The sequence below is a fragment of the Domibacillus sp. 8LH genome (assembly GCF_038806185.1).
Lineage (GTDB): Bacteria > Bacillota > Bacilli > Bacillales > Domibacillaceae > Domibacillus > Domibacillus indicus_A.
Genome location: NZ_JAVJNG010000001.1, coordinates 578,123 through 599,457 on the forward strand (window position 1 = coordinate 578,123; position 21,335 = coordinate 599,457).

Consider the following 21,335-nt stretch of genomic DNA (forward strand, 5'->3'; position numbering starts at 1 on the left):
ATAAAGTGCTGTTCTACATAAAAAAGAACCTGCCGTAATACGGCAGGTTCTTTTTTATACTTGATTTAAGAAAGAACAGACATCACGTTGCGTACAGCTTCAGCAGATCTGTCAAGACCTTCTTGCTCTTCTGCAGTTAATTCAAGCTCAATGATTTTCTCAATGCCGTTGCCGCCTAGAATGGTCGGAACGCCTAAATATAAATCATTGTAGCCATATTCACCTTCAAGATACGCAATTGCCGGCAAAATGCGGCGCTGATCTTTTAAAATCGCTTCAGTCATTTCAACAAGTGACGCAGCCGGTGCGTAATACGCTGAACCGTTGCCTAAAAGCTGGACAATTTCACCGCCGCCTTTACGCGTACGCTCAACAATGGCATCTAAGCGGTCCTTTGGAATAAGCGTTTCAAGCGGAATCCCGCCTGCGTAAGAATAGCGTACGAGCGGAACCATGTCGTCTCCGTGCCCGCCAAGAACGAATCCTGTAATGTCTTTTACAGAAATCTTAAGCTCTTGTGCAACGAATGTGCGGAAACGAGCTGTATCCAGGACACCTGATTGACCGATTACACGGCTTTTCGGGAAGCCCGATTCTTTTAAAACGGTGTATGTCATCGCATCAACCGGGTTTGTTAAAACAATAATTGTACAGTTTGGAGAATATTTTACAATTTCAGACGTAACAGATTTCATAACCTTTTGGTTTGTTTGAACAAGATCGTCACGGCTCATGCCTGGTTTGCGTGCAATACCTGCTGTAATAATGACGATATCTGAATCTGCTGTTTCAGCATAATCAGACGTGCCGGTAATATTTGCATCAAATCCTTGGACAGGGCTTGCTTCAAGCATATCAAGTGCTTTGCCTTTTGTTGGGCCTTCTGCCTGCGGGATATCGACAAGAACAACGTCTGCCAGCTCTTTTTGCGCCAGAAGAAATGCCGTTGTAGCACCAGTAAAGCCGCCGCCGATTACAGAAACCTTTTTACGGTTATATGCTGTCATAATAAAACTCCTCCTTTATTTATGGTGGAACCAAATATTATGCAAGATGCTCTCCTTTTGGGGAGAGCATCAAACAACATTACAGGTTTTTAATCAATTCGTCTGCGAACTCAGAACATTTAACTTCTGTTGCCCCGTCCATTAAGCGGGCAAAGTCATATGTAACAACTTTCGAAGAAATTGTTTTTTCAACTGATTTTGTAATCGAAGTTGCTGCTTCATTCCAGCCAAGGTGCTCAAGAAGCAAAACGCCTGACAACAAAACAGATGATGGATTTACTTTATCAAGACCTGCATATTTCGGCGCAGTACCGTGTGTTGCTTCGAAAATCGCATGGCCAGTTTCATAGTTGATATTGGCACCTGGTGCGATTCCAATTCCGCCTACTTGAGCTGCAAGCGCATCAGAAATATAGTCTCCGTTCAAGTTCATTGTCGCTACGACATCAAACTCTTTCGGACGGGTTAAAATTTGTTGTAAGAAGATATCGGCAATGGAATCTTTTACGATAATTTTGCCTGCAGCTTCCGCTTCAGATTGTGCTTTGTTTGCGGCTTCTGTGCCTTCAGCTTCTTTGATTTTGTCGTATTGTGCCCAAGTGAACACTTTATCGCCAAATTCTTTTTCAGCAAGCTCATAGCCCCAGTTTTTAAATGCACCTTCTGTGAATTTCATGATGTTGCCTTTGTGAACAAGCGTTAAAGATTTGCGGCCTTCTTTGATTGCGTAGTTGATCGCCGCACGTACCAGACGCTGTGTTCCTTCTTTTGATACAGGCTTAATACCGATACCAGATGTTTCAGGGAAACGGATTTTGTTAACACCCATTTCGTTTTTCAAGAACTCGATTACTTTTTTCACTTCATCTGAGCCTTCAGCATACTCAATACCTGCGTAAATATCTTCTGTGTTTTCACGGAAGATGACCATATCAGTATCTTCAGGACGTTTTACTGGTGAAGGTACGCCATCGAAATAACGAACAGGACGAAGGCATGTGAAAAGATCCAATTCCTGGCGAAGTGCTACGTTCAATGAACGGATTCCGCCGCCAACTGGCGTTGTAAGTGGACCTTTAATTGCGATCAAATACTCGTCAATTTGCTCAAGCGTTTCTTTTGGAAGCCATTCGCCTGTTTGGTTAAAGGCTTTTTCACCCGCAAGAACTTCTTTCCAAACGATTTTCTTTTCGCCATTGTACGCTTTTTCAACCGCTGCATCTAAAACGCGTGAAGCAGCTGCCCAAATATCAGGACCAATTCCATCGCCTTCAATAAAAGGAACGATTGGATTGTTTGGTACATTTAGTACGCCATCTTGCATTGAAATTTTTTCGCCTTGAGTCATCTTGCCTTTCCCTCCAATTCCATGTTCAAAGGTTAGAGAAAATTTCTCTAACCCGTGTTTACCATCTTTTATATTACACTAGTTATTTATTTTTTTGCAAATGCTTTCTTAATTATACGCGTTCACTAATAGGTACGTATTTTTGCATATCCGGACCTGTATATTCAGCTCTCGGACGGATCAGTCTGTTGTTGGCATACTGTTCAAGAATATGTGCAATCCAGCCTGATGCACGGCTTACAGCAAAGATAGGCGTGAACAAATCATGCTCAATACCAAGGCTGTGATAAACGGATGCCGAATAGAAGTCTACGTTTGGCGGCAGGTTCTTGCTTCCTGTAACAAGACTTTCAATTTCGATAGACATGTTATAAAGCTCTGCTTCACCGTTTTGCTCTGTTAAACGCTTAGACATTTCACGAAGGTGTTTAGCCCGTGGATCGCCCTGGCGGTATACGCGGTGACCGAAGCCCATGATCTTTTCTTTGTTATTGAGCTTCTCAAGAATATACGGTTCTACGTTATCTGCTGAACCGATTTCTGTAAGCATTTTCATAACCTGCTCGTTTGCGCCGCCATGAAGAGGCCCTTTTAAAGCGCCAAGAGCTGCAGTTATACCTGAATACATATCTGACAAAGTAGCGACACATACACGGGCTGTAAAAGTAGACGCATTAAGCTCATGATCTGCGTGAAGAACAAGGGCTTTATCAAATGCTTCAACTTCTACGGCTGTTGGTTCATTACCAGAAAGCATATATAAGAAGTTTTCGGCAATACCGTACTCCTTTTTCGGTGCAATCGGCTCTTCCCCTTTACGAATGCGTGAGAATGCTGTCACAAGCGCCGGAATCTTCGCCTGGATGCGAATCGCTTTGCGGTAGTTGGCTTCATCTGTCATAACATCAGCTTCTTCATCGTAAAGGCCAAGCAGTGACACAGATGAACGAAGCGCCGCCATTGGATGAACTTTCTCAATTGGATACATTTTAAAATGATCCAAAATTTCTTTTGGAATGGTATAGTTTTCCGAAAGCTGCTCTTTCAGTTCATTCAGCTGCGCTTGTGTTGGAAGACGGCGATGCCAAAGTAAATAAATTACTTCTTCAAAGCTTGCATTCTCTGTCAGATCATCAATATTGTATCCTGCGTATGTAAGTGTGTCATCAATGATAGAGCTGACAGATGATGTTGTAGCCACTACTCCCTCGAGTCCGCGTGCAGTAGTCATAATTATCTCTCCTTCGCTTGTTTATTTCCCCGTTACCCGCTTTTTTATTTGTATATGTATGCCGAGCAACTGCTCAGTACCATTTTATAAATAAAAAAGCATATGTAAATTACGTGCTCCTTTTAAAACAAAATTACTTAAATGTTCAAAAAGGTGTGCGCTTACATTGCTTATTATAAACAATGTGAGCAAGTTTGTGAATCAAAACGTACCAAATTGTTCGAATTTTTTTTGAAAACAGTAAAATTCCGGGCGTAACATACCCGGAATTTATGGTATTATAATAAGTTTTAGTTTAAAAGTCAGACCGTCTGTTCATTCTGTCCGCTGTTTTGTAAGCATCATAAATGCCCCAGATCCATACAAGCGGATAAGTGATAAACCCAATCAACACAAACATCAAGGCTGCATTAATCATCTGCACAACAATTAAAATTAAACCTTTCATAATCTGGCCGTTATAAATTTGCCCGACACCCGTCCAGAATACACTTAAGACAGCAGCAATACCCGGATTTTTGTTTAACAACACATCCAGCTCCTTTTTATCTTATTGTGTATTCATACGAAGAAGTATTGAAAAAGTTTCATTTTTTCTGTTAAAGTACAGAAAACATCTTCATTGCATAATACGCGATGCCGGCACCAATTAACGGCCCGACTGGAACTCCGTTAAAAAGAGCGACTGCTAGTACGGTGCCAAGCACCAGCGCTGTTGTAATATGGGGATCATCGGCTAAAAGCACGATTCCTCCTTTTGCAATGAGCGCTACTAAAATGCCGGCTGTAAGAGCGATCCAGGCATACGGTGATTTCAGAGCTGCGCCCAATTCCCTAAAGCCAATCGCCCCTGTTGCAATGGGGACGAGTACCGCAATTGTGATTACCGTAACCCCCCAATTTATTCCGTTTTTCTGCATCATATCAAACCACTTCAGATCAAGGCCTATTGCTTTTAAGGCCAGTAAGAATACCGAAGCAATAAGCAATGATTGGTTTTTGGCTACAATGCTGATTGCTGTCAGCAGAAGCAAAAATAAAAACGCCTGCATAACTTCACTCCTAAAAAAAGACGCATGGCCGTGCCCTTTTTCTCATACGAGTAGTATAGAAACGGGGGCATGTACCATGCGGATCATTGTTCAATATCTTATTGCCAGTGCAATTTTTCTGCTTATTTACTGGCTCCTGCCAATTTTCAAGCCATTTTTAGCTGGGGCATTTTTTGCCGCTGTGTTACATAGACCAGCCCACTTTATTCAAAGAAAAACGAATGCCTCCCGGACTGTGGCTGTATGTGTATCAACGGTCTGGATTCTTCTGCTTCTGTCAGCAGGGTGCCTGCTGTTCGCCTGGATTAGCGCCCGGACCGTTTCCCATCTGCATACAGTGATTCCTCATTATATTCCTATTGCCGTTATGCATTTGGAGCAGCTGCTTCAAAGCATGATGAATTTTTTAACAAAAGACCAGCTTGCTCTTTTGCTGCAATATCTGCACACGGTCGAAACGGCGGCTGCTCACACCGTTGAGGAATCCGCAGGAAAGTGGCTTCTTGCAGGCACTTTTTACTTTCTCTCACTTCCAGGTACAGCCACCCAATTGCTGATTGCTCTGCTGGCTGCTTTTTTCATGGCAAAAGACGGCTCTTTTTTCCTCTCTCTTTTGCCCGAATCCATCCGTGCCAAAACAGCCCGTGCAGCCAATACCTTTTCTTTTTCCTTGTACGCCTATGGATACGCACAATTAAAGCTGTTTACTGTTACTTTTACAGCAGCATGCGCAGGCTTTTTTCTGCTGGGTACTCCTCATATACTGGAGCTGGCTTTTTTAACGGCCGTTCTTGAGTTTATTCCCATTGTCGGCTCTATCCTTTTGTTTGTACCCTGGATTTTCTTCTGCCTTCTTACTGGACAAACCCACGCAGCCATTTTCACTGCTGTTTTATATACGACCCTTGTTCTTGTACGCCAGCTGCTTGAACCGAAGCTTGTTTCCGATTCAGCGGGCCTTCATCCCCTGGCCGTTTTATTTGCAGCATTTGCAGGCTACCATTTAACCGGCGTTTTCGGGCTCATCACAGCACCCTTATTTTTGCTTCTTGGTTTGTCTATCCATCAAGCTGGTTTGTTTTTTACAAAACGTTAGCGTGACCGTTGTAAATAATACCGCGTGCCGCATCTACTGTAATTTCCTGACCATCTGACAACGTATTAAGAGCTCCCTCAACATCCACGATAACCGGAATGCCAAGATTGATGCCAACTACAGCTGCATGGCTTGTTAATCCGCCTTCTTCTGTAATAAGGGCACTGCATTTTTCAATGGCAGGCATCATTTCACGATCTGTTCCGTATGTGACAAGAATATCGCCCGGCTTTACTTTTTCAATGGCTTCAGAAGCTGTTTTAGCTGTAACAACTCTTCCATATGCTGAATGACGGCCAATACCTTGTGCTTTCACAAGAATGTCACCAACAACATGAATTTTCATTAAGTTCGTTGTTCCGGATTCACCTACTGGCACACCCGCTGTAATAACAACAAGCTCACCGTGGCTGATCAGCCCTTCATCGAGGCAGTGGACAATCGCGTTATCCAGCATATCATCTGTTGAAGACACACTAAGCCCCATAACCGGGAATACGCCCCAGACAAGTGATAAGCTTCTCATTACGCGTTCGCTGTCTGTTACAGCATAGATAGATGCTTTAGAACGGTAACGTGAAATCATCCGTGCAGTATGTCCGCTTGACGTTGGCGCGATAATCGCTTTTACTTCCAATGCTTCCGCCGTTTTAGCTACAGACTGGCCAATAGCGTCTGTCATAGTCATACGGCCTGTATTGTTGCGGCGGCGAGGCGGAATATCTCTCATTTGCAGCTCTGCTTCTGCGCGGACTGCGATGTTGTGCATCGTTTTTACTGCTTCAAGCGGATATGCACCAGCTGCTGTTTCACCTGACAGCATAATCGCATCTGTTCCATCAAAAATCGCATTTGCTACGTCACTTGCTTCCGCACGTGTTGGACGCGGATTACGCTGCATAGAATCAAGCATTTGTGTAGCCGTAATAACTGGTTTGCCAAGCAGATTACACTTCTTAATCAGTTTCTTTTGTACAATCGGCACTTCTTCAGCCGGAATTTCCACACCAAGATCACCACGTGCAACCATCAGCCCGTCTGATACTTCAAGAATGTCATCGATGTTATCAACACCTTCTTGGTTTTCAATTTTCGGGATGATTTGAATGTAAGTAGCATTGTTTTTTTCCAGCAGCTCACGAATATCCAATACGTCAGATGTACGGCGTACAAAAGAAGCAGCGATAAAGTCGACACCCTGCTCGATACCAAAACGGATATCGTCCGCATCTTTTTCTGTAATACCTGGCAATTTAACAGAAACGCCTGGTACGTTTACACCTTTTTTATTTTTTAATGTACCGCTGTTTAAAATTCGAACGCCGATTTCGCCTTTTTCACGATCAATGCCTGTAACTAAAAGACCAATCAAGCCGTCATCAAGCAAAATACTTGAACCTGGCTCCACATCATCAATCAAACCTGAGTAAGTAATCGAAAACTTTTCAGGTGTCCCCAATACTTCTGTCATGGAAATAACAGCATCTTTGCCGCTTTCAAGCTCAATAGCTCCGTTTTCCATGTTATGTGTACGAATTTCAGGACCTTTTGTATCGAGCAAAATCGCAACAGTTTTCCCTGTGTTTTTTGCTGCCTGGCGAATGTTTTGAATGCGCGCTCCATGCTCTTCATGGCTTCCGTGAGAAAAGTTTAAGCGTGCAACATTCATGCCTGCGTTCATTAATGATTGAAGCGTTTCAAGGCTTTCGCTTGCTGGTCCAATTGTACAGACGATTTTCGTTTTTTGCATTGATAGTTCCTCCATTTTTGTGATTAAATCGACAGTTCTTGCGATAATTCATACATACGCTGATCGACTTTATGCGGTTTTGAGAGCGCCTCAATAATGTCGTAATCAACAATTTGGTTTTGTTCGATCCCGACAGCACGACCGCCTTTTCCTTCTAGAAGTAATTCCACTGCATGTGCACCAAGACGGCTGGCGAGCACTCGGTCTGCTGCGCTTGGTGAGCCTCCGCGCTGCATATGGCCCAAAACGGAAACACGCGTGTCGAATCCTGTCAACTCTTCAATAATAGCACCAAACTTGCTGCCTGTCATGACGCCTTCTGCTACGACGATAATACTGTGTTTTTTACCGCGCTCCTGGCTGCGTTTCAGCTTGGCCGCAATTTTGTTCATATCGTAAGGTGCTTCCGGAATAAGGATTGTTTCCGCACCACCTGCAAGGCCTGACCAAAGCGCTAGATCGCCGGCATGACGGCCCATTACTTCTACAATGAATGTGCGCTCATGGGAGCTGGCTGTATCCCGAATTTTATCGATCGCGTCGATGACTGTATTTAAAGCTGTATCAAAGCCAATTGTAAATTCTGTTCCGGGAATGTCGTTATCGATTGTTCCAGGCACTCCGACACACGGAAAACCATGTTCTGTTAATGCTTTCGCACCCATGTAAGAACCGTCTCCACCGATTACCACTAATCCTTCGATCCCAAACTTCTCCATTTGCTCGATGCCTTGCTTTTGGCCTTCAAGCGTTTTAAATTCCAAACAGCGGGCTGAGCGCAGCATCGTTCCGCCTCGGTGAATAATATCGCCGACCGAACCACGATCTAATTGTTTAATATGCCCATTAATTAAGCCATGATATCCCTGATAAACACCGAATACTTCCATGTCGTGGTAAATCGCTTCCCGGACAACAGCACGCACGGCTGCATTCATTCCAGGTGCATCCCCGCCACTTGTTAACACACCAATTCGTTTCATATCTTGTCACCTCTAAAAATTTTTGTCAGTTGCATCTTTTGTATGCCTACCCTCTTTTAAGATAACAGAACGTTTTCCCGTTCACAATGTTTACTCAATAAGTAAGCGTTACCACCAAGAAAATGTCTATGCATGGAAAAAACCGGTCCTGAATATTAATTATTCAGGCCGGTTGTTTGTTCAGCATAGCCGCCGATTCGTTTGTATTTTTCATAACGCTGGTCAACCAGGTTTGCATGATCAATGCTCTGCAGCTCTTTCATGGCCGAATACAACACTTGATCAATCAGCTGCGCCTGCTCTTTTGCATCACGGTGTGCTCCGCCCCGCACCTCTGGAATAATTTCATCCACAATACCGAGTGAGCGCAAATCCCGAGCTGTAATTTTCATCGTTTCTGCTGCACGCTTCGCGAGACTCGCGTCTTTCCATAATAAAGCGGCTGCTCCCTCGGGCGAGATAACCGAGTACGTAGAGTTTTCAAGCATAAACAGACGGTCACCGACACCGAGTGCTAAGGCTCCTCCACTTCCTCCTTCACCAATAACGATGCAGATAATTGGTACGGTTAAGCCGGCCATTTCAAAAATATTACGGGCAATGGCTTCACTTTGTCCCCGCTCCTCCGCCGCTTTGCCCGGATACGCACCTTTTGTATCAATTAAGCAAATGATCGGGCGGTTAAACTTTTCTGCCTGTTTCATTAAACGAAGTGCTTTCCGGTAGCCTTCCGGGTGGGGCATGCCAAACGTACGCTGAATATTCTCTTTTGTATCGCGTCCCCGCTGGTGTCCAATCACCGTTACCGGCTGGCCATGGTACTTTGCCACCCCCGCTACGATGGCTGCATCATCGCCGTATGCGCGGTCTCCATGAAGTTCGAAAAATCCTTCAAACAAGAAAGGAATGTAATCCAGTGTGGTTGGACGATTTGGATGGCGTGCCATTTGAACACGATCCCAAGGTGTCATGCTGTTGTAAATGTCATCTTCAAGCTTCTTTAAGCGCAGCTCAAGCTTTTCAATTTCATCTGACAAGTCTACATCAGAGCTGGAGGTGAAATTTTTAAGCTCCGCTATTTTTTCCTGCAGGTCACGGACCGGCTTTTCAAACTCAAGTCCTGTCATTTTTTTACACCGCCCGTTTGATGGATATCGAGTAAAAATGAAAGCTTTTCTTTCATTTCTTTTCTGTGCAGAACGGCATCAAGCTGTCCGCACTGAAGCAAAAATTCAGCTGTTTGAAAATCTTCCGGCAGCTTTTCGCGAATGGTTTGCTCAATAATCCGCCGCCCGGCAAATCCGATCAGCGCACCCGGCTCTGCAAAGTTAAAGTCGCCAAGAGATGCAAAGCTCGCCGATACACCGCCAGTTGTCGGATGCGTCATTACAGAAATAATGAGCCCGCCCCGGTCGCTGAGACGCTTAAAAGCAGCCCCTGTTTTCGCCATTTGCATCAGTGATAAAACGCCTTCCTGCATCCGTGCTCCGCCGGATGCGGTAAAGATAATAAAAGGAATCTGCAGGCGGATCGCTTCTTCAACGGCACGGGCAATTTTCTCACCCACCACTGAACCCATGCTGCCCATCCGGAAAGATGAGTCCATGAACGCAAAAGCGGCCTGATGGCCATCGATGGCTCCAACGCCTGTGACAATCGCTTCATTCAGCCCGGTTTTCTTTCGGTCGGCCGCTATTTTTTCTTCATAATCAGGAAACCCGAGCGGATTAGCTGTTGACAGCTCTGAATCAAGCTCACGGAAAGATCCTTCATCGAGAAGGCTTTCGATCCGTTCAAAGGCCTTCATCGGATAATGATACCCGCAGCCCATGCAAACATGAAGATTTTTTTCCAGTTCTTTCGTATACATGATCTTTTTGCACTTCGGACACTTTTGCATGATGCCTTCTGGGACATCCTGCTTGGCTGCCTCCGAAGGAATGGTTGCATATTTTATTTTTTTTGGTTTTTGTTTGGTAAACATATTTTTAATCGCCATTGTCCCACCCCTTTACTGGCGTTTTGAATACTGAATTTGTCTGGCTGATGCCAGCAGCTTTTGGAGCCGTTCATGGTCCGGATCGCTTCCTGCGTAATTTGAAATAATCATCCATATGTTTTGCAGGAGCCGATTGCCGGTTTTACCTGTCAGCTCCTCAAAAGAACCTGTCAGCTCTATTGAATCTAAATCGGCTTTTCCCGCCAAAACGGCGAGACAGCCAAGCTCCAAGATCGCCTTTACATCGTGAAGATCTTCTCTTGTTTGGTCGCCATCAAAAAGAAAGGTACCGATGAGCGGGACAAGCTGATGGTCTTTGAAGTCACGCAGAAAGGTCCCTTCGCCACGCCGCGTTTCAATAAGCCCCAGCAGCTCGAGCGCCCGCAATGCTTCACGAACTGATGAACGCCCGATGGAAAGCTTGTCTGAAAGCTCGCGCTCTGAAGGGATTTTATCTCCGGGCCGAAGGCGGTCCCTTTTAATCATTTCCTGAATTTGTGCAATGGCAGCCAAAAATTTTGATGGCGGGCGCACAGAACCAGTCATTTATTCACCTTTGCCAATCAATGACAGCTGCATAGTTTTTTGGCGAACATCCTCCGGTTCTACTTTCCGGCGCGCCACGCCTGTTTCCATGCCGGCTTTTGCTACAGCCGCTGCTACGGCAGGCGCAACCCGGGGGTCAAAAGGACCTGGAATTACATAATCGGCATGAAGGTCTTCTTCAGCTACAAGACTGGCAATCGCTTCTACAGCAGCTTGTTTCATTTTTTCATTTATATGTGTGGCACGGACATCTAATGCCCCGCGGAAAATACCCGGAAAAGCCAGCACATTGTTTACCTGGTTCGGAAAATCAGAACGGCCGGTTCCGATTACTTTTGCTCCGGCTGCTTTTGCTTCTTCCGGCATAATTTCCGGTGTTGGGTTTGCCATCGCAAAAATAATAGGTTCTTCGTTCATCGTTTGGATCATTTCTTTCGTTAGGGCACCCGCTACCGATACTCCGATAAATACGTCCGCTCCTTCAATAACATCAGCAAGGCTGCCGGCTTTTTTCTCGCGGTTCGTAAACTTCGCTACTTCGTCTTTTACGGGGTTCATGCCCTCTGGGCGCCCTTCGTAAATGGATCCGCGCGAGTCACACATAATGATATTTTGCACGCCATATCCTTTTAACAATTTAATAATAGCAATACCTGCTGCACCCGCACCATTTGCCACTACTTTAATGTCCGTCATCTTTTTCCCTGTCAGCTTAAGGGCATTAATTAAACCGGCTACTGTCACAATAGCAGTACCATGCTGATCATCGTGGAAAACAGGGATATTTGTTTCTTTCTTCAGCCGCTCCTCAATCACAAAGCAGTTCGGAGCCGCAATATCTTCTAAGTTTACGCCGCCAAATGTCGGCTCCATCATTTTAACCGTTTCAATGATTTTTTCTGGATCCGTTGAGTTTAAGCAGACTGGAAAAGCATCTACTCCTGCAAAGCTCTTAAACAGCACAGCTTTTCCTTCCATAACCGGAAGAGAGGCTTCTGGGCCAATATTGCCCAGTCCAAGCACTGCAGTGCCGTCTGAGACAACCGCTACCATATTGCCCTTCATTGTATAATCATACACGGTTTCTGGCTTTTCATAAATTTCTTTGCACGGCTCTGCCACACCAGGTGAATAAGCAAGACTTAAGTCTTTTGCATTTTTCACAACTGTTTTAATACCGGTCGACAATTTACCGTGATTTTCTTTATGCATTTGAAGCGCTTCTTCCCGATTCGACATTCTGCCAGCTCCTCTTTTTCTCCTTTAAGTGGTCAGACCACACAATTCAATATAATACTTTAAACGATTCATCTCGAATTGTAAAGGTTAGTCAAAGGATTTAAGCACAACGTTGCGTGTTCCACACCTTTTTTTCAGCCCCTCAATCAATTCTTCTTTCGGTGATACTTTATACTTCGGCCCGAGCCTTACTGTTTCCTTCGTCCGTTCATAATGGATCACCACCGAGGCTTGGCCCGGATAACGCTGAAGCTCTTCCACTACCCAGCCTGCCAGCTCACTTTCTCCTTTTCCTTCCGGCAGCTGGATAAAAAGAACTTGTTTTTTCTCCAACGTTTTGTTTATTCCTTCTTGAATCGGTTCAAGAGACTGAACAATAAGCTGGAGACTACCGTTTCGTTCTTCTGCTGCTCCTTTTACAAGTACAGCTTTCCCTTTTTCAATAAATGGGCCATGTTTTCGGTACACTTCCGGAAATAAGATCATTTCCCGCTCTCCTGTTTCATCTGCAAGAGAGGAAAAAGCCATTTTATCGCCTTTTTTCGTGCGGATCTCACGAATGCTTCCGATCATTCCTGCTGTGATGACTTTTCGGCTGGCTTGAACCTTTATCACCGGAACGGCACCGGCTTGAGCAAGCACCTTTCGATGAAGCGCTATCGGGTGATCCGAAACATACAGACCGAGCATTTCCCGTTCTTTTTCCAGTTTTATATCTACGGGAAGTCCAGTTACATCCGCATATTTAGGATGGAACGATACACCCAGCCCTTCAAATAAACTCCCTTCATCCGGCTGAATAAGAGCTGCGTGTTCTATGGCCGCATCAATACTGGCCAGCAGCACCGCACGATCCTGGCCAAACTCATCCATCGCTCCTGCATAAATCAGTGATTCGATTGCTTTTCGATTCACAATATTTGCCGGAACCCGCTGGCAGAAATCAAACAAATCTTGAAAACGGCCCTCTTTGCGCTCCTCTATAATCGTTTTGGCAACCGTCTGGCCCACTCCTTTTATCGGCACAAGACCAAATCGAATCCCATCTTGTTCGGCTTGAAATGAATATCCGCTCATATTAACAGATGGTGCAAGAAAAGAAAGATCATACTCCGCTGCCTCCGCTGCGTATTGCCGCATCTTTTCTTCATTTCCCGTTTGAGATTGCAAAAGCGCTGCTAGAAAATGGGCCGGATAATGAACCTTCAGCCAGGCAAGCCAGTATGCGATCATACTGTAGGCAACCGCATGGCTTCGGTTAAACCCGTAGTCAGCAAACCGGACAATCAAGTCGTACACGAAAAGAGCGATGTTTTCATCCACACCGTTTTGAACAGCACCGCTGACAAAATGTTTTCGCTCCTGCTCCAATGTCTCTTTTTTCTTTTTGCTTACAGCACGGCGCAGCAAATCGGCTTCTCCGGGTGTGAAGCCGGCTAGCTGCACAGCGATTTGAATAATCTGCTCCTGATAGACAATAATGCCATACGTCGGCTCTAGTATCTCTTTTAAAACGGGATGTGGATATTGAAGCGATTCCTGTCCATGCCGCCGTTTAATATAGGTAGGAATCTGTTCCATCGGGCCAGGGCGGTATAAGGCATTAACGGCTACCATATCTTCAAAGCGGTTTGGCTGCAGCTGCGTGAGAACATTTTTCATTCCTTCAGATTCAAATTGAAAAATACCGGCTGTTTTTCCTTCTCCAAGCAGCTTGAAAACATCATGATCATCTAGCGAAAGCGACAATAAGTCTATCCTCCGACCGGTTTTTCTTCGAATAGAAGCGATGATTCGTTCGATTGTTGTTAAATTGCGCAAGCCCAGCAAATCTATTTTTAAAAGCCCCAGCTGCTCGAGCGGCTCCATTGGATATTGCGTTAAATACACCTCGTCATGCCCCTTCATGATGGGCACATGGTCAGTGAGCGGCTTTTCAGTCATCACGATACCCGCTGCATGTGTAGAGGTATGGCGCGGCAGTCCTTCCAGGCGGAGTGCTGTTTGATAAATGCGTTCATGAACAGGTGACTCCGCCCGCCAGCCCTCTAAGTTAACCTGTGAAAGCTTTGTTCCTGGTGTCGACGGAATAAGCTTTGACAGCCGTGATAATTCTCCGCTGTCAAAACCGAAGACCCGGGCTGTGTCTCTCATCACCGCTTTAGCTGATAATGTACCGAACGTTACAATTTGCGCGGCGTGAACAGCACCATATTTTTGAGCGATGTACCGGATCACCTCATCACGACGATAATCTGGAAAATCAATATCAATATCCGGCATCGTAATCCGCTCCGGATTTAAAAACCGCTCAAACAAGAGATTATGGCGGATAGGATCTACTGCGGTAATACCAAGGGCAAAGGCTACAAGAGATCCGGCAGCGGATCCCCGGCCCGGCCCTGTCAGAATTCCTTGTTTTTTGGCAAAGTGTACAAAATCATGAACAATTAAAAAGTAATCACTGAAATTCATTCTGCTGATTACAGATAGCTCGTAGGAAAGGCGCTCTATATAAGCTGAAGCACTTCGGTCCCTCAGCCCTTCCATACATAAATTTTTCAGCCGTTCATCGGCACTTTCTCCCTCCGGCAGAGGAAATGCAGGAAGAAGGCGGCTGCCAAATTTTATGTTTACATCGCAGAGCTTGGCAATAACCGCTGTATTGTCCATTGCTTCCGGAATATCTTGATAGAGTTCCTTCCATTCAGCCTCGGACTTAAAAGCATACGCCGCTTCCGTTAATTCTTCTTCCGGTTCAATAAGCCGGTTGTCCCGGATGGCCTGGAGGCATGCTGAAGCAAAAGCGCCTGCTGGATCGGCATACTGAACATGGCCAATGGCTACAACCGGAATGCCGTCAGCCCTTGCTTTTTCTATTAAAAAACGTTCAGCCCGCGTTCCACGAAGCCCGATATAAAAATGCTGAAAAACCTCTTTAAAAAAAGCCAGTGCTTCCCCGGAAGGATCACCATCTAGGCCTGGCAGAACGGCAATCAGATCTTTAGCATATCCGTTCAGCCAGCGAAGCGGAAGACCGCCTTCTGCTTTTGTCTGCAGAGCACTGGAAATTTTAATTAAGTTTGAAAAACCATTATCATTTTGCGCGTACAAAAGAAGCGGATATGCCCGATCACTCTCCTGCTGGGCTTCCACTTCCGCTTTTAATCCCATAATAGGCTTAATGCCGCGCTTTTGGCAGGCAAGATAAAAAGGAATAGCTGCATGCAGGTTGTTCCAATCTGTCAGCGCGACTGCCTTTTGGCCCGCTTCCTGCGTTTTTTGAGCGATTTGCTCTGGCGTGAGCGTCGCGCCGCGAAAGCTGTATGCCGTTTCCGTTTCCAGCTGGATCACTTCTTTTCACTCCTCTCACAATCTGAATATACGTTCTCTTTTTAATATAAAAAGAAAGGAGAAAAAATTCTCCTTTATTGTCCTGTTACCAGATTTTTTAAATCCGATAATACTTGGTCTGCTTCTTCCCATGAATACACACTTGCCCCTGCCGCAAGCGCATGGCCGCCGCCTCCGTGCTTCATCGCCAGCCCATTAATGACAGGTCCCTTAGAGCGGAAGCGCACGCGGATTTGATCTTCTTCTTCAATAAAGAAGACCCACGCTTTAATGCCTTTTACACCGCTTAAAATGCTGACAAGAAGAGAGGTTTCAGCTTGTGTAGCGCCGAATTGCTTTAACAATTCTTTCGTCAGCCGCACTTCCGCTACACCCGATTCATCCATCACAAAATGCTGGAGGATATATCCTTCAAGCTTCAAGACATGTGCGTCTTTTTCATACAAATGGTTAAACAGCTCCTGCCGGTCAAACGCATACTGCATCAATTCACCAGCGCACTGCATAGTCTCAATCGTCGTAGACGGGTATAAAAAACGCCCTGTATCACTGACAATACCTGCATAAAGAAGTCGCGCTGCTTCGTCATTGATCTTCAGCTGTCCGCCAGATGTTTTAAACAGCTCATAAATCATCTGGCTGCACGCTGCCGCATCTTCCTCTACCCAAAGAAGATCGCCGTATGGATCCTCATTTGGATGATGATCAATTTTAATCACTTCTTTGCCAAGTTTGAAACGCTGATCACAAATTCGCGCCTGGTTGGCTGTATCACATACAATGACGAGCGCATTTTCATAAACACCGTCTTCAATTTGATCGAGGCGCCGCATAAAATAAAGCGTCTGCTCCTCTGCCCCAACCGTATAAACGTTTTTTTCCGGAAACGTAGCGCGGATTATTTCAGCGAGTCCTCCTTGTGATCCGTATGCGTCCGGGTCCGGACGTACGTGACGGTGAAGAATGATCGTATCGTATTCTTTAATTTTATCAATAATCTGTTGTTTCAACTTTTTTCCCCTTCTCTACAGGCTTGTTTCCGGTGGAAATCCGCCGCTGTTCCCGTTACAATAAAACGGAAGCCAAAAAACGGAGGAATACATCGAATGCCTAATTTCTTTTTGGTCGTCATCATTGTTTTATCGTTTATGTTTTACTTGTTTTATAAAGTACAATATGTCAGAAGCAGACGGCCAATGGAAAGAAAATGGCTGTCCGCTAAATCCACTATGGTACTGGGGTTATTTGTCGGCATGTTTGGCGTAAATACGCTGCTTATTCAGCAGACTACAACCGCCTATATTATTTCCGCTATTTTTATTTTGTACGGATTCGCCAGCATGGCGGCCGGTTTTAAATTGTACAGGCATTACCAGCCATTCGCCCGGCAGGAAGCAGAAAAAATGGATCAGCTGTAACCGAGGAAGCAGGCAGGCCGCCTGCTTTTTTATCGATCAATTAACTGGCACATCATCATCGCTTTGCCCGCAAGCACCCCTGCATTATATACCTCGACATCTACTTTCCCGAACTTACGGCCAATTTCCAGCACTTTGGGGGCAACTGTAAGAATGGACTCCATCTGAATCGGTTTTAAAAAGTAAATCGTGATATTTTCTACCACGAGGTCACCGCGTTTATGTGCACGCAAAACGCGATTTGCGGCCTCGGTTACAATTGTTGTAAACACTCCGTAAGAAACCGTGCCGAGCTGGTTGGTCATTTGCGGGGTTACCTCAAACTGATAACTGCCGCTTGCGCTTTGATCCTCAGACAGAATCAGCTGCTTGGCAATCGTATCATCGAGGGTCTCGGCTGCCTGTGGCTGACGCTGCGCGGTTTGCATCGCTTTAAGCACATCCTGGCGGCTGACAATACCCTGCAGACGATTTTGTTCGTCTACGACTGGCAGCAGTTCAATTCCTTCCCAGATCATCATATGGGCGGCTGAGGCCACACTTGTTTTCAAGGTGACGGTAAGCGGGTGTTTCGTCATCACTTTTTCCACACCGACTTCCCGGCCGCTTCCCATAATATCTTTCGCTGTTACAATACCGAATACCTTCAAGTGCTCATCCACAACCGGAAACCGGCTGTGTGACGTTTCTCTGTTTTTATCCAGCCAGTCACCCACTGTATCTCCAAGTTGAAGAAATACACTACTTTCTACTGGTGTTAAAATATCCCCGACCAGTACAATTTCTTTTTTGATCAGCTGATCGTAGATCGCCCGGTTGATCATGGCTGCTACAGTAAATGTATCATAGCTTGTTGAGATGACCGGCATCTCCAGCTCATCGGCCAGTTTTTTTATTTCGTCGCCTGCCTCAAATCCGCCTGTAATGAGGACAGCAGCGCCCGCTTGAAGAGCGAGCTCATGAGCTTTCACACGGTTACCAATGATCAGCAGGTTGCCCGGTCCTGTGTAGCGCATCATCGCTTCGAGCTGCATTGCTCCGATGACAAACTTATTTAATGTTTTATACAACCCGTTTCGCCCGCCAAGCACTTGTCCGTCTACAATATTCACAACCTCTGCAAACGTCAGCTTTTCAATATTCTCTTTTTTCTTTTGCTCGATCCGAATCGTGCCGACACGCTCAATCGCACTGACCATGCCCCTTGTCTCAGCATCCTTTATGGCCCGGTAAGCAGTCCCTTCACTAAGCGACAGCGCTTTGGCAATCTGGCGGACGGAAATTTTTTCACCGATCGGTAATTCCTCAATATATTGAAGAATTTGTTCGTGTTTTGTTGTCACTGGCTCCACCCGTCCCTTTCCGCTCTCATTCCTTTTTCAATTATAGAACAAAACAAAGCGAAAAAAAAGAAGCCGCCTCAATTGAGACGGCTCCGCTTTTATAAGTCGATTATTTCTCCTACTGTCATTACCCGGCCGCTTCCGTTTTGTACCATGGAAACAAAATCTGCGGGATTTTGGCGGATTGGCGGAAATGTATCGTAATGAATAGGTACAGTTATTTTTGCCTGCAAAAATTCTGCTGCGACCGCCGCGTCTTCCGGCCCCATCGTAAAATTGTCCCCGATCGGAAGAAGGGCTAGATCGATTGGATGACGCTCCGCAATTAGTTTCATATCCGAAAATAAAGCGGTATCACCCGCATGATAAACGGTTTTTCCTTCATTCATAATCAGTACACCCGCCGGCATACCCATATAGAGAAACGTTCCATCTGCCTGCTGAAGCCCTGATCCATGGAAAGCCTGCGTAAATTTGATTTTCCCAAATTCGAATTCCCGGCTTCCGCCAATATGCATCGGATGGGCTTCTACCCCCTGGTGCTGCAGGTAAAGAGCGAGTTCATTGACTGCAATGACGAGCGCGCCGCTTCGCTTGGCAATATCAACCGTATCTCCGACGTGGTCCCCATGTCCGTGTGTAAGAACAATAAAATCCGGATTTTGTTCGTCTGCTCTTAAATCTGTTAAATCATTCCCACTAATAAACGGATCGATTAGAACTGTTTTTCCGTTTGATCGGATTTTTACAACTGAATGTCCATGATACGATACTTTCATGAGCAGACTCCCTTCTTTAATCTTTAATACATCAAATGGCTTTTCCCTGTCTTTAAAATCTTCAAACCTCTTTAAGAAAGTTTACAGAAATGTTAGACTTATCACTTTTGATTTCCTTTTTTTGAGGTAAAATAAAACTATAAGGGGGAATGAATTATGCTAAAATACAAGCACATCTTAGTAGCGGTAGATGGATCAAAGGAAGCGGAATGGGCATTTAAAAAGTCTATTCAAATCGCCAAACGAAATGGCGCTTCGCTTAATCTGGTCCATGTCATTGATACCCGCTCATTCGCCGCTATTGAAGCGTATGACCGTTCCATTGCCGACCGGGCAGCAAAGTACGGAAATGAACTCTTAGATGATTACAAAAAAGAAGCAGCAGCGGCCGGTGTTACAAACATAAATGTATTTGTGGAATACGGGTCTCCAAAAGCTGTTATTCCAAAAAACGTAGCAAAGCATGTAGAAGCCGATTTAATTATATGCGGGGCCACCGGGCTTAACGCAATGGAACGCTTTTTGATTGGAAGCGTTTCCGAGCATATCACGCGGGCAGCCGGATGCGATGTGTTAATTGTCCGTACGGATGATCCTGATGAATAACAAAAAAACCGCCACTCCTTTGGCGGTTTTTTATAGAGGGCGCTACTGATAGCAGCGCCTTACGCTTTTTTTGATCCAGCTCCAGGCCCCATCAGCTCGAAGGCTTACAGGATGTGAGTCACAAAGGTGTTGCAGCAGGACGCTGCGTTCTTAACCTTTGTTCAATGTTCTTATGCTGGTCGCTGATAAGCGGGGGCCTTACGCTTTTTATTTAAGCAGTTCTTTTGCCGCTTGAATCTGGTTTTCTACTTGGTCAAAACCAGTGCCGCCAAGAGACTTCCTTCTCTTAACCGCTTCATACGGAGATAGAACGCCGTAAATATCTTCTTCAATCACACTTGATGCTTCTTTCAGCTCTTCCATTGAAAGATCAAGCAGGAAGCATCCTTTTTGAATGCACGTAAAAACAAGTTTCCCTGTGATTTCATGCGCTTCCCGGAATGGGATGCCTTTTGCAGCCAGGTAATCCGCAAGCTCTGTTGCATTAGAAAAGTCATTTTGCACGGCGTCTTTCATGCGGTCTTCGTTTACCGTCATTGTATCCACCATGCCAGCGAAAATTTTCAAAGAACCGAGAACAGTATGAACAGTGTCAAACATGCCCTCTTTGTCTTCCTGCATATCTTTGTTATATGCAAGCGGCAGTCCTTTTAAAATCGTCAGCAAACTAAACAAGTTTCCATATACACGGCCCGTTTTGCCGCGGATCAACTCTGCCATATCCGGATTTTTCTTTTGCGGCATAATGCTCGAGCCTGTTGAGAATGTATCATCCATCTCGACAAAACGAAACTCCTGGCTTGACCATAAAATAATTTCTTCTGCAAAGCGGGATAAGTGCATCATTAAAATTGACGATGCGCTTAAAAACTCAAGAATGAAATCCCGGTCGCTTACCGCATCCATGCTGTTTTGATAGACGCCGGCGAATCCAAGCAGTTCTGCTGAACGCTCACGGTCGATCGGGAATGTTGTTCCCGCAAGTGCCCCCGCCCCGAGCGGTGATACATCGATCCGTTTAAGCGCTTCTGTGAACCGTCCTTTGTCACGCTGCAGCATCCAAAAATATGTCATTAAATGATGGCCAAATGAAATCGGCTGCGCCCGCTGCAAATGTGTGTAGCCTGGCGCAATGGTTTCTTTGTGCTGATCGGCTTTCTCCACTAAAACCGATTGAAATTGGCTGATTAGCCCGATAATGTTTTTAACCTGCTTCTTCAGGTATAAATGCATATCTGTAGCAACTTGATCATTCCGGCTTCTTCCGGTATGAAGCTTTCCGCCAACAGGGCCAATCGAATCAATTAAAGCTTTTTCTAAATTTAAATGGATGTCTTCAAGCGAAACCGAAAACTCGATTTCACCGGCTTCGGCTTTCTTCTTTAAAGCCTCAAGTCCTGACTTGATTTGTTCCATTTCTTCACTTGTTAAAATGCCTGTTTCACCAAGCATGGTCACGTGGGCGATGCTGCCTTCGATATCCTCGAAAACGAGCTCCTGGTCAAATGAGATGGACGCTCCGAATTCGTCTACCCACTCTTCTGCTGATTTTTGGAACCGGCCGCCCCATAACTTTTTCGTCAT

General features: G+C 45.3%; 19 protein-coding genes. 3 read left to right on the forward strand and 16 right to left on the reverse strand.

What is annotated here, in order from left to right; all coding sequences use genetic code 11:
• Positions 1-65 precede the first annotated feature (65 nt).
• The 5 genes from mdh to RG959_RS03055 form a co-directional block, all read right to left on the reverse strand.
• Entirely contained in the window at positions 66-1,007 is a 942-nt protein-coding gene (mdh, locus tag RG959_RS03035) for a malate dehydrogenase (protein ID WP_342795880.1), read from the reverse strand.
• Between the two features lie 79 nt (positions 1,008-1,086).
• Complete coding sequence (icd, locus tag RG959_RS03040) at positions 1,087-2,355, reverse strand: NADP-dependent isocitrate dehydrogenase (protein ID WP_342795881.1); 1,269 nt, start codon at positions 2,353-2,355, stop codon at positions 1,087-1,089.
• 112 nt (positions 2,356-2,467) lie between these two features.
• On the reverse strand, positions 2,468-3,586 hold the full coding sequence (citZ, locus tag RG959_RS03045) for a citrate synthase (protein ID WP_342795882.1): 1,119 nt from the start codon (positions 3,584-3,586) through the stop codon (positions 2,468-2,470).
• 295 nt (positions 3,587-3,881) lie between these two features.
• The gene (locus RG959_RS03050; RefSeq protein ID WP_242233265.1) at positions 3,882-4,115 is read right to left on the reverse strand and encodes a hypothetical protein; all 234 of its coding nucleotides are present in this window, start codon (positions 4,113-4,115) and stop codon (positions 3,882-3,884) included.
• A 70-nt stretch (positions 4,116-4,185) separates the two neighbouring features.
• The gene (locus tag RG959_RS03055; RefSeq protein ID WP_251269646.1) at positions 4,186-4,638 is read right to left on the reverse strand and encodes a DUF441 domain-containing protein; all 453 of its coding nucleotides are present in this window, start codon (positions 4,636-4,638) and stop codon (positions 4,186-4,188) included.
• Positions 4,639-4,714: 76 nt separating this feature from the next.
• Between RG959_RS03055 and RG959_RS03060 the strand changes: the two genes are divergently transcribed.
• Positions 4,715-5,734 (forward strand): AI-2E family transporter, encoded by a 1,020-nt coding sequence (locus RG959_RS03060; protein WP_342795883.1) that lies wholly within the window; start codon positions 4,715-4,717, stop codon positions 5,732-5,734.
• Here RG959_RS03060 and pyk read toward each other — a convergent pair.
• From pyk to RG959_RS03100, 8 genes are all read right to left on the reverse strand, one after another.
• Positions 5,721-7,484: a pyruvate kinase gene (pyk, locus tag RG959_RS03065; RefSeq protein ID WP_342795884.1), complete on the reverse strand. Its 1,764-nt coding sequence runs from the start codon at positions 7,482-7,484 to the stop codon at positions 5,721-5,723. The two genes, RG959_RS03060 and pyk, sit on opposite strands and share 14 nt — an antisense overlap.
• A 23-nt stretch (positions 7,485-7,507) precedes the next feature.
• On the reverse strand, positions 7,508-8,467 hold the full coding sequence (gene pfkA / locus RG959_RS03070; protein WP_342795885.1) for a 6-phosphofructokinase: 960 nt from the start codon (positions 8,465-8,467) through the stop codon (positions 7,508-7,510).
• A gap of 155 nt (positions 8,468-8,622) precedes the next feature.
• A complete protein-coding gene (gene accA, locus RG959_RS03075; protein WP_342795886.1) occupies positions 8,623-9,594 on the reverse strand; it encodes an acetyl-CoA carboxylase carboxyl transferase subunit alpha in 972 nt (323 codons plus the stop codon).
• On the reverse strand, positions 9,591-10,466 hold the full coding sequence (accD, locus tag RG959_RS03080; protein WP_342795887.1) for an acetyl-CoA carboxylase, carboxyltransferase subunit beta: 876 nt from the start codon (positions 10,464-10,466) through the stop codon (positions 9,591-9,593). Before accD ends, accA begins: the two co-directional genes overlap by 4 nt.
• 12 nt (positions 10,467-10,478) lie before the next feature.
• Entirely contained in the window at positions 10,479-11,012 is a 534-nt protein-coding gene (locus RG959_RS03085) for a FadR/GntR family transcriptional regulator (protein ID WP_342795888.1), read from the reverse strand.
• Positions 11,013-12,251, reverse strand: a complete 1,239-nt coding sequence (gene ystJ / locus RG959_RS03090; RefSeq protein WP_342795889.1) for an NADP-dependent malic enzyme — start codon at positions 12,249-12,251, stop codon at positions 11,013-11,015. It abuts the gene before it with no gap.
• An 87-nt stretch (positions 12,252-12,338) separates the two neighbouring features.
• A complete protein-coding gene (gene dnaE / locus RG959_RS03095; RefSeq protein WP_342795890.1) occupies positions 12,339-15,605 on the reverse strand; it encodes a DNA polymerase III subunit alpha in 3,267 nt (1,088 codons plus the stop codon).
• 74 nt (positions 15,606-15,679) lie between these two features.
• Complete coding sequence (locus RG959_RS03100) at positions 15,680-16,615, reverse strand: DHH family phosphoesterase (protein WP_342795891.1); 936 nt, start codon at positions 16,613-16,615, stop codon at positions 15,680-15,682.
• A gap of 96 nt (positions 16,616-16,711) precedes the next feature.
• Between RG959_RS03100 and RG959_RS03105 the strand changes: the two genes are divergently transcribed.
• Positions 16,712-17,023 carry a YtpI family protein gene (locus tag RG959_RS03105; protein ID WP_342795892.1) on the forward strand — a complete coding sequence of 104 codons (312 nt, stop codon included), beginning with the start codon at positions 16,712-16,714 and terminating at the stop codon, positions 17,021-17,023.
• A 29-nt stretch (positions 17,024-17,052) separates the two neighbouring features.
• On the opposite strand, the gene RG959_RS03110 is transcribed toward RG959_RS03105, so the two are convergent.
• Entirely contained in the window at positions 17,053-18,366 is a 1,314-nt protein-coding gene (locus RG959_RS03110) for a DRTGG domain-containing protein (RefSeq protein WP_342795893.1), read from the reverse strand.
• Positions 18,367-18,464: 98 nt separating this feature from the next.
• Positions 18,465-19,145 (reverse strand): metal-dependent hydrolase, encoded by a 681-nt coding sequence (locus RG959_RS03115; protein WP_342795894.1) that lies wholly within the window; start codon positions 19,143-19,145, stop codon positions 18,465-18,467.
• 156 nt (positions 19,146-19,301) lie between these two features.
• On the opposite strand from RG959_RS03115, the gene RG959_RS03120 reads away from it, so the two are divergent.
• Positions 19,302-19,751: a universal stress protein gene (locus RG959_RS03120; RefSeq protein WP_483298840.1), complete on the forward strand. Its 450-nt coding sequence runs from the start codon at positions 19,302-19,304 to the stop codon at positions 19,749-19,751.
• A gap of 207 nt (positions 19,752-19,958) precedes the next feature.
• Here RG959_RS03120 and argH read toward each other — a convergent pair whose 3' ends face one another.
• Positions 19,959-21,335, reverse strand: a complete 1,377-nt coding sequence (gene argH / locus RG959_RS03125) for an argininosuccinate lyase (protein ID WP_342795895.1) — start codon at positions 21,333-21,335, stop codon at positions 19,959-19,961.